Annotated in this window: 11 protein-coding genes; 7 read left to right on the forward strand and 4 right to left on the reverse strand. The window is 60.8% G+C overall.

From position 1 onward, the window contains the following. Positions 1-418 precede the first annotated feature (418 nt). Positions 419-970 carry a cytochrome b gene (locus Q1W15_RS09895; protein WP_300727134.1) on the reverse strand — a complete coding sequence of 184 codons (552 nt, stop codon included), beginning with the start codon at positions 968-970 and terminating at the stop codon, positions 419-421. Positions 971-1,063: 93 nt separating this feature from the next. Then, complete coding sequence (locus tag Q1W15_RS09900) at positions 1,064-2,020, reverse strand: DUF1853 family protein (protein WP_300727136.1); 957 nt, start codon at positions 2,018-2,020, stop codon at positions 1,064-1,066. A gap of 116 nt (positions 2,021-2,136) precedes the next feature. On the opposite strand from Q1W15_RS09900, the gene Q1W15_RS09905 reads away from it, so the two are divergent. The 6 genes from Q1W15_RS09905 (at position 2,137) to pepN (ending at position 8,711) form a co-directional block, all read left to right on the forward strand. After that, positions 2,137-3,027 (forward strand): NAD(+) kinase, encoded by an 891-nt coding sequence (locus Q1W15_RS09905; RefSeq protein WP_300727138.1) that lies wholly within the window; start codon positions 2,137-2,139, stop codon positions 3,025-3,027. Further along, positions 3,027-3,998, forward strand: coding sequence for a metallophosphoesterase (locus Q1W15_RS09910; RefSeq protein WP_300727140.1), 972 nt, complete (start codon positions 3,027-3,029; stop codon positions 3,996-3,998). Before Q1W15_RS09905 ends, Q1W15_RS09910 begins: the two co-directional genes overlap by 1 nt. Further along, positions 3,995-4,864 carry a rhomboid family intramembrane serine protease gene (locus Q1W15_RS09915; protein WP_300727142.1) on the forward strand — a complete coding sequence of 290 codons (870 nt, stop codon included), beginning with the start codon at positions 3,995-3,997 and terminating at the stop codon, positions 4,862-4,864. The genes Q1W15_RS09910 and Q1W15_RS09915 overlap by 4 nt, the downstream gene beginning before the upstream one ends. Positions 4,865-4,953: 89 nt before the next feature. Further along, a complete protein-coding gene (locus Q1W15_RS09920) occupies positions 4,954-5,214 on the forward strand; it encodes a DUF1315 family protein (RefSeq protein WP_300727144.1) in 261 nt (86 codons plus the stop codon). Next, positions 5,211-6,041 carry a DUF2797 domain-containing protein gene (locus Q1W15_RS09925; protein ID WP_300727146.1) on the forward strand — a complete coding sequence of 277 codons (831 nt, stop codon included), beginning with the start codon at positions 5,211-5,213 and terminating at the stop codon, positions 6,039-6,041. Before Q1W15_RS09920 ends, Q1W15_RS09925 begins: the two co-directional genes overlap by 4 nt. Positions 6,042-6,053: 12 nt before the next feature. After that, positions 6,054-8,711: an aminopeptidase N gene (gene pepN, locus Q1W15_RS09930; RefSeq protein WP_300727148.1), complete on the forward strand. Its 2,658-nt coding sequence runs from the start codon at positions 6,054-6,056 to the stop codon at positions 8,709-8,711. A gap of 212 nt (positions 8,712-8,923) precedes the next feature. Here the strand turns inward: pepN and Q1W15_RS09935 are convergent, their stop codons facing one another. Then, entirely contained in the window at positions 8,924-9,637 is a 714-nt protein-coding gene (locus tag Q1W15_RS09935; RefSeq protein ID WP_300727150.1) for a FadR/GntR family transcriptional regulator, read from the reverse strand. 130 nt (positions 9,638-9,767) lie between these two features. After that, positions 9,768-11,504, reverse strand: a complete 1,737-nt coding sequence (locus Q1W15_RS09940; RefSeq protein ID WP_300727152.1) for an IlvD/Edd family dehydratase — start codon at positions 11,502-11,504, stop codon at positions 9,768-9,770. Between the two features lie 188 nt (positions 11,505-11,692). On the opposite strand from Q1W15_RS09940, the gene Q1W15_RS09945 reads away from it, so the two are divergent. After that, on the forward strand, positions 11,693-13,015 hold the full coding sequence (locus tag Q1W15_RS09945; protein WP_300727154.1) for an MFS transporter: 1,323 nt from the start codon (positions 11,693-11,695) through the stop codon (positions 13,013-13,015). Positions 13,016-13,017: the final 2 nt, after the last annotated feature.

The raw sequence follows: 13,017 nt of genomic DNA on the forward strand, positions 1-13,017 counted from the left end.
CGTTCGGCCTTCGCTGCGCTCAGGTTCCCTCGCTCCGGTCCCGCTCCGAGGGCACGCCGAGACGGGCCATCCTTGGCCCGACACGGCTTTCCCGGCATCCATGCCGGTCAACCCTCTACGCAGAACCTGCTCTCGGCCTGCCGAAAGGGGCTTGTAGATCAAGATCAAGATCAAGATCAAGATCAAGATCAACGGCGCGTGCGGCGTGTTCCGTAGCAGTTGCCGAGCCTGGCGAGGCTACGTCCGATTGCGTAGCGATCGTAAAACCTAAGTCCCGGATCTATCAGGAACACTGCGCTGCATGGTTTCACGACGCCTTTGGCACCGGACGTAGCCTCGTTCTACTCGTCAACGACTCTATGTAGTCGCTGCCGCAGGCTGCGATCGATTGCGCAGCGATCGTCAACCCTGATGCCCATTAGCCGCGGCGCTCTGGCAGCATGCGCAACAGGGTGTTGTCTTTGATGAGGTAGTGGTGCGCCAGGCCAGCCACGGCGTGGAGGCCGATCAGCCAGTAGCCGAGGGTGCCGCCCAGTTCATGCCAGCTTTTGATCTGCCGGGCAAAGTCGGGGTCTTTGGCGGTGAGTACGGGCAGGTCCAGGCCGTAGAAGAATACCGGTTTGTCGTTGTAGCTCAGTACCAAATAACCCAGCACCGGCATGCCAATCATTAGTGCGTACAGGGCCCAGTGCATCAAGGTAGCAAGGGCGCTTTGCCAGGCCGGTGGCGGTGGGGTGATTTTGGGGGCAACGCCCAGTGTGCGGGCCAGCAGCCGTAACCACACCAGCGCGAAAACGGTCAGGCCGAACATAAAGTGTGCGTCTTTCATCAGGTTGCGGCCGATGCTGTCTTTCGGAAAGATTCCGCGCAGTTCTATCGAGGCGTAGATCAGGATAAAGAGCACGACGGTCACCCAATGCAGGGCAATGGACAGGCGGCTGTAGTGGTTGACGGTGCTTTTCCAGGACATGGTGTTTCCTCACAGGTCAGGGGTGAATCCCCGCTCTTGCTGACGGGGTACGTATCACTGTAACCGTACTGCGGGCAATTGCACTGCGGTGTGTCAGTTGTCGACGTGGGCCGGCAGGTTGGGCCATTGGTCGGATACCAGGAACAGGCGTTGCGCTTCTTCCCAGTCGCCGTGGCCGGTGGCCGTGAGGCGCACCATGAGTTGGGCGGGGGCCAGCGGGTGCAGTTCGGCCAGCCAAATGTGCAGTTGTTCTGTGCTCCATAACCCTTCGGGCCCGTAATGCGCGGGGGCCAGCCAGGCGTGCCGTGGCAGCGGTTGCCAGCAGCCCGGTTCGCTCTGGCGTATAAACGCCGGCCAGTCCCGCTGATGCAGCCAGTGCCCGCGCAAGTGCTGCGGGTGCGCGCCGGTGGGGGGCAGGGCGTGTCTGGGCCAGGGGTACAGCAGGTAACCGCCCAGCCAGACATGGGTCTGGAACGTGTGTACCCCCAGTTCAGCCAGGATGCGGCGGCTTTCGGGGCGGCTGGACATGGGCAGTTGGTGCTGGCTGAAGTGTTTGAGTTTGCGGTCCAGCCGGTCGTTGCTGCCAGGCCCCAGCCATTGCGCCGGGTCGCTGCCGTTGCCGTACGGGGGGCCCAGGTAGAGTTTGATCGCCAATTCGAAGTGGTGAGCGCCGTCGCGGTCACGCAGCACCAGGTCCAGTTCGCCCAGGGTATGGCCACGCTCACGGATGGGCAGGTTGGCCGCTATCAGTTCGACACCCGGTGCGTGCTGTATAGCAAATTGCCAGAGCCGCTCGTAGTAGCGGCCCAGGCGTCGGGTGGTGGCCAGGGCCAGCCAGGCTTGCAGCGGTTCGCTGTGTTGGTCCAGTGCGTGTAGCCAGTGCGCCAGTTGTTCGGGCGCGCGCACCCAGTCGCTGCCCGCCAGCGGGTGGCGCTGTGGCCAGGGCGTGTGGTCGAGCATGGGCGGGGCGAGGATCACCCACGCCAAATCGCGCACCTCGGGGTGACGCAATTGGCGGGGCAGGTTGAGCAGGTCGGGGAACAGGATCATCCTGCGAGCATAGCTGTTTGCCCGGCTGTTTGTCCGACAACTGAAAGGGTTTTGTCTATCGTCATCTTTCGCCCATAATCGCTGCTTTAGCACGCCTTGAACCCCGCAGGAGCCTCATGGAACACTTTCGTAATATCGGCATCATTGGTCGTTTGGGCAGTTCTCAAGTGCTCGACACGGTTCGCCGACTGAAAAAATTCCTGCTCGCGCGGCATATGCATGTGATTCTCGAAGACACCATCGCCGAGGTGTTGCCCGGCCACGGCCTGCAAACCTCGTCGCGCAAGATGCTCGGTGAAGTGTGTGACATGGTGATTGTGGTAGGCGGTGACGGCAGCTTGCTCGGTGCGGCCCGGGCGCTGGCCCGCCACAATGTGCCGGTGTTGGGCATTAACCGGGGCAGCCTGGGCTTTTTGACCGATATCCGCCCCGATGAGCTGGAAGTCAAAGTGGCCGAAGTGCTCGATGGCCATTACCTGGTTGAAAACCGCTTTCTGTTGCAGGCCGAAGTGCGTCGCCACGGCGAAGCCATCGGCCAAGGCGACGCCTTGAATGATGTGGTGCTGCACCCCGGCAAGTCCACGCGCATGATCGAGTTTGAGTTGCACATCGACGGGCAGTTTGTATGCAGCCAGAAGGCCGACGGCCTGATCGTGGCCACGCCCACCGGCTCTACGGCTTATGCCATGTCGGCGGGCGGGCCGATCATGCACCCCAAGCTCGACGCTATCGTGATTGTGCCGATGTACCCGCACACCCTCAGCAGCCGGCCGATTGTGGTAGACGGCAACAGCGAACTGAAAATCGTCGTGGCCAAAGACATGCAGATCTACCCGCAGGTTTCGTGCGACGGTCAGAACCATTTCACCTGTGCGCCGGGTGACACCATTACCGTCAGCAAAAAAGCCCAAAAGCTGCGCCTGATTCACCCGCTGGACCACAACTACTATGAGGTGTGTCGTACCAAACTCGGCTGGGGTAGCCGCCTGGGCGGTAGGAGCGACTGATGCTCGATCCTGCGCGCAGTTACGATTTGATCGGTGACGTGCATGGCTGTGCTCATACCCTTGAGCACCTGCTGGAGCGTCTGGGCTATCGCAAACTCGCCGGTACCTGGCGACACCCGCAACGGATGGCGGTGTTTCTCGGTGACATCATTGATCGCGGCCCGCGTATACGTGAGGCGCTGCATATTGTGTACGACATGGTGCAGGCCGGTCAGGCGCTGTGCCTGATGGGCAACCATGAATTCAACGCGCTGGGCTGGTGCACCCCGGCACCGGCGGGCAGCGGCAAGCAGTACGTGCGCGAGCACAACCCGCGTCACACCCGCCTTATTCACGAAACCCTGGAACAATTTGCCCTGTACCCCGGCGAGTGGCATGACTTTGTGCAGTGGTTTTACGAGATGCCACTGTTTGTCGATGCCGGGCGCTTTCGGGTGGTGCATGCCTGTTGGGATGCCGAGGTGATCGCCACCTTGCGGGCCCAGTTCCCCGATGGTTGCATCGATGAGCACTTTTTGCAGGCCGCCGCCGTGACGGACAGCTTCGCTGACCTGAGCTTTAACCGGCTGTTGCGCGGCACGGATATGCGTTTGCCCGGCGGCATGACCCTGACCGGCGGCGATGGCCTGACACGGGCGTTCTTTCGCACCAAATTCTGGGAAGACGACCCCAAGACTTACGGAGACATCGTGTTCCAACCCGACGCATTGCCTGAACGTGTGGCGCAACAGCCACTCACCTCGACGGAGAAAGGGGCCTTATTGCGTTACGCCAGTGACGAGCCCCTGCTGTTTGTCGGGCACTACTGGCGCAGCGGCAAACCGGCCCCGATCCGGCCGAACCTGGCCTGCCTGGATTACAGCGCCGTGTTGTACGGCAAGCTGGTGGCCTACCGGCTGGATCAGGAAACCCGTCTCGACCCGCGCAAGTTCGTGTGGGTGGATGTTGAACGCCCGGAGGCCCTGCAATGAGCCATGTCGAGGTATTGCGCCTGCCGTTGTCGGTCGACCTCAGTGGGTTTGTGAACTTGCTGCGCCGCTTGCAAGTGCCGCACCGGGTCACAGAGGAGGTGGGTAACCAAGTGCTGTGGGTGCCCGAACCTATCGCCGGCGATGTGTTGAGCCTGTACCAGCGCTACCCCGAAGGCGACCCGGCCCACGAACTGCCGATCGCCGAGCGCCCGCCTGCCATGGCTCGCCCCGGTATCGTCCAACAGTTACGCGCCAGCCCGGCCACGGCGGTGGTGCTGCTGCTGAGCGTGCTGGTGGCGGTGGTGACGCAACTGGGCGACAACCTGTCGGCCCTGCGCGCGCTGACGTTTGTCGACTTCAGCCTGCACGGCCCGTATATCCAGTTCAACAGCCTGTCAGACACCTGGGCGTCAGGGCAGTGGTGGCGCTTGTTCACGCCTATGCTGATTCACTTCGGTTTCCTGCACATCGCCATGAACGGCATGTGGTTCTGGGAGTTGGGGCGACGCATTGAAATGCGCCAAGGCAGCATCAACCTCATCGGTTTGAGCCTGTTGTTCAGCCTGGTGTCCAATTTTGCGCAATACCTGTTCGGTGGCCCGAGCCTGTTTGGCGGGTTGTCCGGCGTGTTGTATGGCCTGCTGGGGCATGTGTGGATTTACCAGCGCATGGCCCCGAACCCGCTTTATCACCTGCCGCGTGGCGTACTGGTGATGATGCTGGTGTGGCTGGCGCTGTGCATGTCCGGGCTGGTGTCGATGATCGGCTTTGGCCAAATCGCCAACGCGGCCCACGTAGGCGGCTTGTTGATTGGCTGCCTGACTGGTTTGCTGGGCGGCCTGTGGGCACGGCGCAAACCGGTATAAACAGTGTAGGAGCGAGCTCGCTCGCGATCTTTGAACGATCCAAAGGTCGCACCTACACCCTAGTTAACGTTCAAGAGCGGAATCGAACCATGTCCTCTTTCAATGAAATGATTCAAAACATCACCCCTGAAATCTATGAAAGCCTGAAACTGGCCGTTGAAATCGGCAAGTGGGCCGATGGCAACAAGCTCACGGCCGAGCAGCGCGAACTGTCGCTGCAGGCGATGATCGCCTGGGAAGTCCAGAACCTGCCTGAAGACCAGCGCACCGGTTACATGGGCCCACAGGAGTGCAGCTCCAAGTCGGCCCCCGTGCCTAATATTCTGTTCAAGTCGGATGCCATCCATTGATTGAGATGGGTCGCGGTGCAATCAGCAAAATGTCGGCACGCCTAGGGGCACCGACCGTTCAATATGCGTTTCGCTTGGGCGACCTGGAGGTGCCGGTCAACCCCTTGATCGGCAGCCGCCTGCGCCTGGAATTCCTGGGGGCGATCAATTGCACCCATTGCGGGCGCACAACCAAAAAGAGCTTCAGCCAGGGCTATTGCTACCCGTGCATGACCAAACTGGCCCAGTGCGACGTGTGCATCATGAGCCCGGAGCGCTGCCATTACGATGCCGGCACGTGCCGTGACCCGTCGTGGGGCGAGCAGTTCTGCATGACCGACCACGTGGTGTACCTGGCCAACTCTTCCGGGGTTAAGGTGGGCATTACCCGCGCCACGCAACTGCCCACCCGCTGGCTCGACCAGGGGGCTAGCCAGGCGTTGCCGATTGTGCGGGTTTCCACTCGCCAGCAGTCCGGCTTTGTCGAAGATTTGTTCCGCTCGCAAGTGGCCGACCGCACCAACTGGCGCGCGTTGCTCAAGGGCGATGCCGAACCGGTCGACCTGGTGGCGGTACGCGAGCAGTTGTTCGCCAGTTGTGCCGAAGGCTTCACCGGTTTGCAGGAACGCTTTGGCCTGCAAGCCATTCAGCCGCTGCACGACGTTACGCCCATCGAGATGTGTTACCCGGTGGAACAGTACCCGGCCAAGATCGTGAGCTTTAATCTGGACAAAGACCCGATCGTCGAAGGCACGTTGATGGGCGTCAAGGGTCAATACCTGATCTTCGACACCGGCGTGATCAATATTCGTAAATACACGGCTTACCAACTGGCCGTGCATCAGTAGAAGGATTCCCGCATGCGCACCGAACAACCCAAAATGATCTACCTCAAGGACTACCAGGCGCCCGAGTACCTGATCGATGAAACGCACCTGACCTTTGAGTTGTTCGAGGACCACACGCGGGTCCATGCGCAACTGGTAATGCGCCGCAACCCGCAACGCGGCGCGGGGTTGCCGCCGCTGGTGCTGGACGGCCAGCAACTGGAACTGGTGTCGGTCACGCTCGATGACGTGGAACTGACCGCCGCCGACTACCAGTTGAGCGACAGCCATCTGACCCTGCACCCTGCTGCCGAGCAGTTTGTGGTGGACACCAGCGTCATCATTCACCCCGAAAGCAACACCGCGCTGGAAGGCCTGTACACCTCTGGCACGATGTTCTGCACCCAATGCGAGGCCGAAGGCTTTCGCAAGATCACTTACTACCTCGACCGCCCGGACGTGATGAGCATCTTCACCACCACCGTGGTGGCCGAGCAGCATCGCTACCCGATCCTGTTGTCCAACGGCAACCCGATTGCCAGCGGCCCCGATGAAGACGGCCGTCACTGGGCGACCTGGGAAGACCCGTTCAAAAAGCCGGCGTACCTGTTTGCGCTGGTGGCCGGTGATTTATGGTGCGTGGAAGACACTTTCACCACGATGAGCGGCCGCGACGTGGCGCTGCGCATTTATGTCGAGCCGGAAAACATCGACAAATGCCAGCATGCAATGAACAGCTTGAAAAAATCCATGCGTTGGGATGAAGAGGCCTACGGTCGTGAATACGACCTGGACATCTTTATGATCGTGGCCGTGAGCGACTTCAACATGGGCGCGATGGAGAACAAGGGCCTCAACATCTTCAACTCCAGCGCCGTGCTGGCCCGCGCCGAAACCGCCACCGACGCTGCCCACCAGCGGGTTGAAGCCATCGTCGCCCACGAATACTTCCACAACTGGTCGGGCAACCGCGTGACCTGCCGCGACTGGTTTCAGTTGTCGCTCAAGGAAGGCTTCACGGTGTTCCGTGACTCACAATTCTCGGCCGACATGAACTCTGCCACCGTCAAGCGTATTCAGGACGTGGCGTTTCTGCGCACCCACCAGTTTGCCGAAGATGCCGGCCCCATGGCCCACGCCGTGCGCCCGGACAGCTTTATCGAGATCTCCAACTTCTACACCCTGACCGTGTACGAGAAGGGTTCTGAAGTGGTGCGCATGCTGCACACCCTGCTGGGGGGCGAGGGCTTTCGCCGCGGCAGCGACCTGTATTTCGAGCGCCACGACGGCCAGGCCGTGACCTGCGATGACTTTATCCGGGCCATGGAAGACGCCAATGGTGTGGACCTCACCCCCTTCAAGCGCTGGTACAGCCAGGCCGGCACCCCGCGTTTGGCGGTGAGCGAACAGTACGACGCGGCCCAGGGCAGCTACCGCCTGACCTTCAGCCAAAGCTGCCCGGCCACACCGGGCCAGGCTGAAAAACTACCGTTTGTGATCCCGGTTGAACTGGGCCTGCTCAATGCCCAGGGTGCCGAAATTCCGTTGCAACTGGCTGGAGAGCCGGCGGCCGTGGGCACGAGCCGCGTGCTGTCGGTCACCGAGGCCGAACAGACCTTCACTTTTGTGGGCCTTGGCGAAAAACCGCTGCCGTCCCTGCTACGTGGTCTGTCGGCCCCGGTCAAATTGCATTTTGCCTACACACCTGACCAACTGATGTTCCTCATGCAGCACGACAGCGACGGCTTCAACCGTTGGGACGCGGGCCAGCAACTGGCGGTGCAAGTGCTGCAAGGGTTGATCGGCCAGCACCAGCGCGGCGAAGCGCTGGTGATGGACCCGCGCCTGATTGAAGCGCTGCGCAGCGTGTTGGGCAACACCCAACTGGACCAGGCCATGGTGGCTGAAATGCTGTCGTTGCCGGGCGAGGCCTACCTCACCGAAATCAGCGACGTGGCCGATGTCGACGCCATTCACACGGCGCGTGAATTTGCCCGTCAGCAACTGGCCGAGCACCTGTTCGACGACCTGTGGGTCCGCTACCAGGCCAACCGCGACATTTCCCGCGTGACGCCTTACGTCGCTGAAGCCGAGCATTTTGCCCGCCGTGCCCTGCAAAACATTGCGCTGTCGTACCTGATGCTCAGTGGCCGGCCGCAAGTGCTGGCCGCGACCCTTGAGCAATTCGAACACAGCGACAACATGACCGAACGCCTGACGGCGCTGGCGGTGCTGGTCAACTCGCCGTACGACGCTGAAAAAGCCGTTGCGCTGGCCAGTTTTGCCGAACAGTTCAAAGACAACCCGCTGGTCATGGATCAATGGTTCAGCGTGCAAGCGGGCAGCCCGTTGGCGGGTGGTTTAGAGCGCGTGCAGCAGTTGATGCAGCACCCGGCATTCACCCTCAAAAACCCGAACAAGGTACGGGCATTGGTGGGCACTTTTGCTGGGCAGAACCTGATTAACTTCCATGCGGCGGACGGTTCGGGGTATCGGTTCCTTGCCGACCTGGTGATCGAACTGAACGGCTTTAACCCACAGATCGCCTCGCGGCAACTGGCCCCCCTGACACGCTGGCGCAAATACGACAGCGCCCGTCAGGCACTGATGAAAGCTGAACTGGAACGCATCCGCAACTCGGGCGAACTGTCCAGTGACGTGTTTGAAGTGGTCAGCAAAAGCCTGGCGTAAACCGGGCGTATAAAAAGGGCGCTGGTCGACTACACGGCCCGCGCCTTTTTTATTACCACCGAAATCCGGGATTTGGCAGGTGTACCGCGTGATCTGATTTGACGACGCCTTCGGCGCCGGACGTAGCCTCGCAAGGCTCGGCAACTGCTACGCAAAGGTTGGCGATCGGGGCCGATTGCGCAGCGATCGTAAAGGCTGTGGCCCAAATCGGACTATCCGTTACCCAGCACCACATCCAGCGCCGTGCGGGCGTCGTCCAGTTGTACCAGTGTCGCGTGGCGGGCACCCAGGGCGTCGTGGTTTTCGATAGCGGTCAAGATGGCTTTGTGCCGGGGCATGGCCAGTTCGTGCAGGTTAGGCCGGCGGTTGGAGGTTTTCAGCGCTTCACGCAGGGCCAACGCGAGCATGTTGCATAAGTTGGCCAACAAGTCGTTATGGGTCGCGTCGGCAATGCGGCTGTGGAAGTCGAGGTCCGGTTGCAGCAGGGCTTCAGGCGTGGGTGCACTTTCCATGCGTTCGTAGGCTTCGCGGATCGAGGCGATGTCTTCGTCGGTCGCATGTTGGGCGGCAAGGGCAGCCACGGCCGGTTCGATGATGCTGCGCACACTGGTCAACAAGCCAAAAAACTCGTTTTGCGGCGAGCTTTGCATTAACCAGTGCAGCACGTCCGGGTCGAGCATGTGCCATTCACGGCGCGGTTTGACCACGGTACCCACACGCGGTCTGGAATACACCAGCCCCTTGGCCACCAGCACGCGCGTGGCTTCGCGCAATACCGGCCGGCTGACCGCATACTCCTCACACAGCAAGGCCTCGGCCGGCAGTTTGTCGTCGGGTTTAAATCGCCCGGAGACAATCTGCAGGCCCAGTTCTTGAACGATGCGGGCGTGCATGCTTTTGCGGTCGGAGGGTTGACGGTAATCCATTGGGCGCAGGTTCATCCTGTGGGAGAAAAGCGCCGATCATAACAGGCGCGGGAAAAACTAGCGCCTGATGGCTGATTCTCCCTGTCGCCGCCGTCGCCTCAACGCCGGGCAATGGCGGCCAGGGCGTGGGTCAATGCGAGTGGCGCGGCACTTCTGAACCTCGGCAACCCACCAGGAAGTCGAAGTCGCAACCCTGGTCGGCCTGCATGACGTGGTTGATGTACAGCTGGCGATAGCCGCCCACGATCAGGTTCTCTGGCGGCTTGATGTCGGCCAGGCGCGCTGCCAGTTCGGCGTCGCTGATGTCCAGGTGCAAGCGCCCGCTGGCGCAGTCCAGTTCAATCCAGTCACCTTCTTGCACGGCAGCCAATGGCCCGCCCGCTGCCGCTTCCGGGGCCACGTGTAGCACCACGGTGCCGTAGGCGGTGCCGCTCATGCGGGCATCGGAGATACGCACCATGTCGGTAACACCCTGGGCCAGCAGTTTGGCCGGCAGGCCCATGTTGCCCACTTCGGCCATGCCCGGGTAACCCTTGGGCCCGCAGTTTTTCATCACCAGGATTGAGTCGGCGGTCACGTCCAGTTCCGGGTCGTTGATGCGCGCTTTGTACATGTCGAAGTTTTCGAACACCACGGCCTTGCCGCGATGTTTCATCAACGCCGGGGTGGCGGCCGAAGGTTTGAGTACCGCGCCCAAGGGGGCCAGGTTACCGCGCAGCACGCAGATGCCGCCGTCGGCTACCAGCGGGTTGCTCAGCGGGCGAATCACTTCGTCGTCACCGTAAATCGGTGAGTTTTTGACGTTCTCCCACAGGCTTTTGCCGTTGACGGTCAGTGCCTCAGGGTTGGGGATAAGGTTGTGTTCGCCCATGCGGCGCAGTACCGCCGGCAAGCCGCCCGCGTAGTAGAACTCTTCCATCAGGAAGCGCCCGGAAGGCTGCAAGTCCACCAGCGTTGGGGTGCCACGGCCGATGCGGGTCCAGTCGTCCAGTTCCAGGTCGACACCGATGCGCCCGGCAATGGCTTTGAGGTGGATCACGGCGTTGGTGGAACCGCCGATGGCGGCGTTGACCCGGATGGCGTTTTCAAAGGCTGCTTTGGTCAACACTTTGGACAGGCGCAGGTCTTCGCGCACCATTTCTACGGCGCGCATGCCCGACATATGGGCCAGCACGTAACGGCGTGAGTCCACGGCCGGGATGGCGGCGTTGTGCGGCAGCGAGGTGCCCAGCGCTTCGGCCATGCAGGCCATGGTCGAGGCCGTGCCCATGGTGTTGCAGGTGCCCGCGGAGCGGGACATGCCGGCTTCGGCCGAGAGGAACTCGTCGAGGCTGATATTGCCGGCTTTATAGGATTCGTGCATTTGCCACACGATGGTGCCCGCGCCGATGTCTTTGCCTTTGTGTTTGCCGTTGAGCATCGGCCCGCCGGTGACCACGATGGCCGGCACGTCGCAACTGGCGGCACCCATCAGCAGGGCCGGGGTGGTTTTGTCGCAGCCGGTCAGCAGCACCACACCGTCAATCGGGTTGCCGCGAATGGCTTCTTCCACGTCCATGCTCGCCAGGTTGCGCGTGAGCATGGCGGTGGGGCGCAGGTTGGATTCGCCGTTGGAGAACACCGGGAATTCCACCGGGAACCCTCCCGCTTCAATCACGCCGCGTTTGACGTGTTCGGCAATGGTGCGGAAGTGGGCGTTGCACGGTGTCAGCTCCGACCAGGTGTTGCAAATGCCGATGATCGGCTTGCCCTGGAACTGATGGTCGGCAATGCCTTGGTTCTTCATCCAGCTGCGGTACATAAAGCCGTTTTTGTCTGCGCTGCCAAACCATTGAGCCGAACGCAGAGGAGGGGTTTTATCAGACATGACGGGTTCTCTTATTGTATGACTAATTGATTTCAATGGTGCTAAGTTATCCTCAAAATGGCGTTCGTGGAAGTGTTGTTGAGTAAATAGTATTACTATATAGTCGGTTTCAACTGAGAGCTGATCCTGGCGTTTTCCTGCCTGAGGCCACTCCAGAGGTGATAACAAAAACAATGGGAGACCGTCATATGAGCCAGGAACTCGGGCTTATTCGTCGTATTACGTTAAAACTCATACCGTTTCTGATTCTTCTGTACCTGATTGCCTACGTAGACCGCTCTGCTGTCGGCTTTGCCAAGCTGCACATGGGTGCGGACATCGGCATTGGCGATGCGGCCTACGGGTTGGGTGCAGGGTTGTTCTTTATCGGTTACTTCCTGATGGAGATCCCCAGCAACCTGATGCTCGAGCGTTTCGGCGCGCGGCGCTGGTTTGCCCGGATCATGGTCACCTGGGGTGCAATCACCATCGGCATGGCCTTTGTGCAAGGGCCGTACAGCTTCTATGTGATGCGCTTTCTGCTCGGCGTGGCCGAGGCGGGGTTCTTCCCGGGTGTTCTGTACTACATCACCCAATGGTTCCCGGTGCGCCATCGCGGCAAGATCCTGGGGCTGTTTATTCTCTCGCAACCGATTGCCATGATGATCACCGGGCCCGTGTCCGGCGGTTTGCTGGGCATGGACGGGGTGCTCGGCCTGCACGGCTGGCAATGGCTGTTTATTGTCATCGGCATGCCCGCCATTTTGCTGACCTGGCCGGTGCTGCGTTACCTGCCCGATGGCCCGCAACAGGTCAAGTGGATGGACCAGCGCGAGAAAGACTGGCTGGTGGGTGAGCTGGAAAAGGACTTGAAAGAGTACGGCCAGACCCGTCACGGCAACCCGCTGCATGCCTTGAAAGACAAGCGTGTCTTGCTGCTGGCGCTGTTCTACCTGCCCGTGACATTGAGCATCTACGGCTTGGGCCTGTGGTTGCCGACGCTGATCAAGCAATTTGGCGGCAGCGACCTGACCACCGGGTTTGTGTCGTCCATCCCCTATATTTTCGGGATTATCGGCCTGCTGTTTATTCCTCGCAGTTCCGACCGTTTGAATGACCGTTATGGCCATTTGGCGGTGCTTTATGTGTTGGGTGCCATTGGCCTGTTCTTCAGTGCGTGGTGGTCGGCTCCCGCGTTGCAACTGGCGGCACTGTGCCTGGTGGCGTTCTCACTGTTTTCCTGCACCGCGATTTTCTGGACTTTGCCGGGCCGTTTCTTTGCCGGTGCCAGTGCGGCAGCCGGTATCGCGCTGATCAACTCGGTGGGCAACCTGGGCGGTTACATCGGCCCGTTTGTGATCGGTGCACTCAAGGAATACACCGGCACGCTGGCGTCGGGCCTGTACTTCCTGTCGTGTGTGATGGTGTTCGGGTTGATCCTGACCGGCGTGGTGTACCGCGTGCTAGAGCGCAAACACGCGCTCAAACCTGACGAGCAGGCGGCTTCTGCCCGCGCGGCTTCTCATTCTTAATC

Source organism: Pseudomonas sp. (genome assembly GCF_030150285.1).
GTDB lineage: Bacteria > Pseudomonadota > Gammaproteobacteria > Pseudomonadales > Pseudomonadaceae > Aquipseudomonas.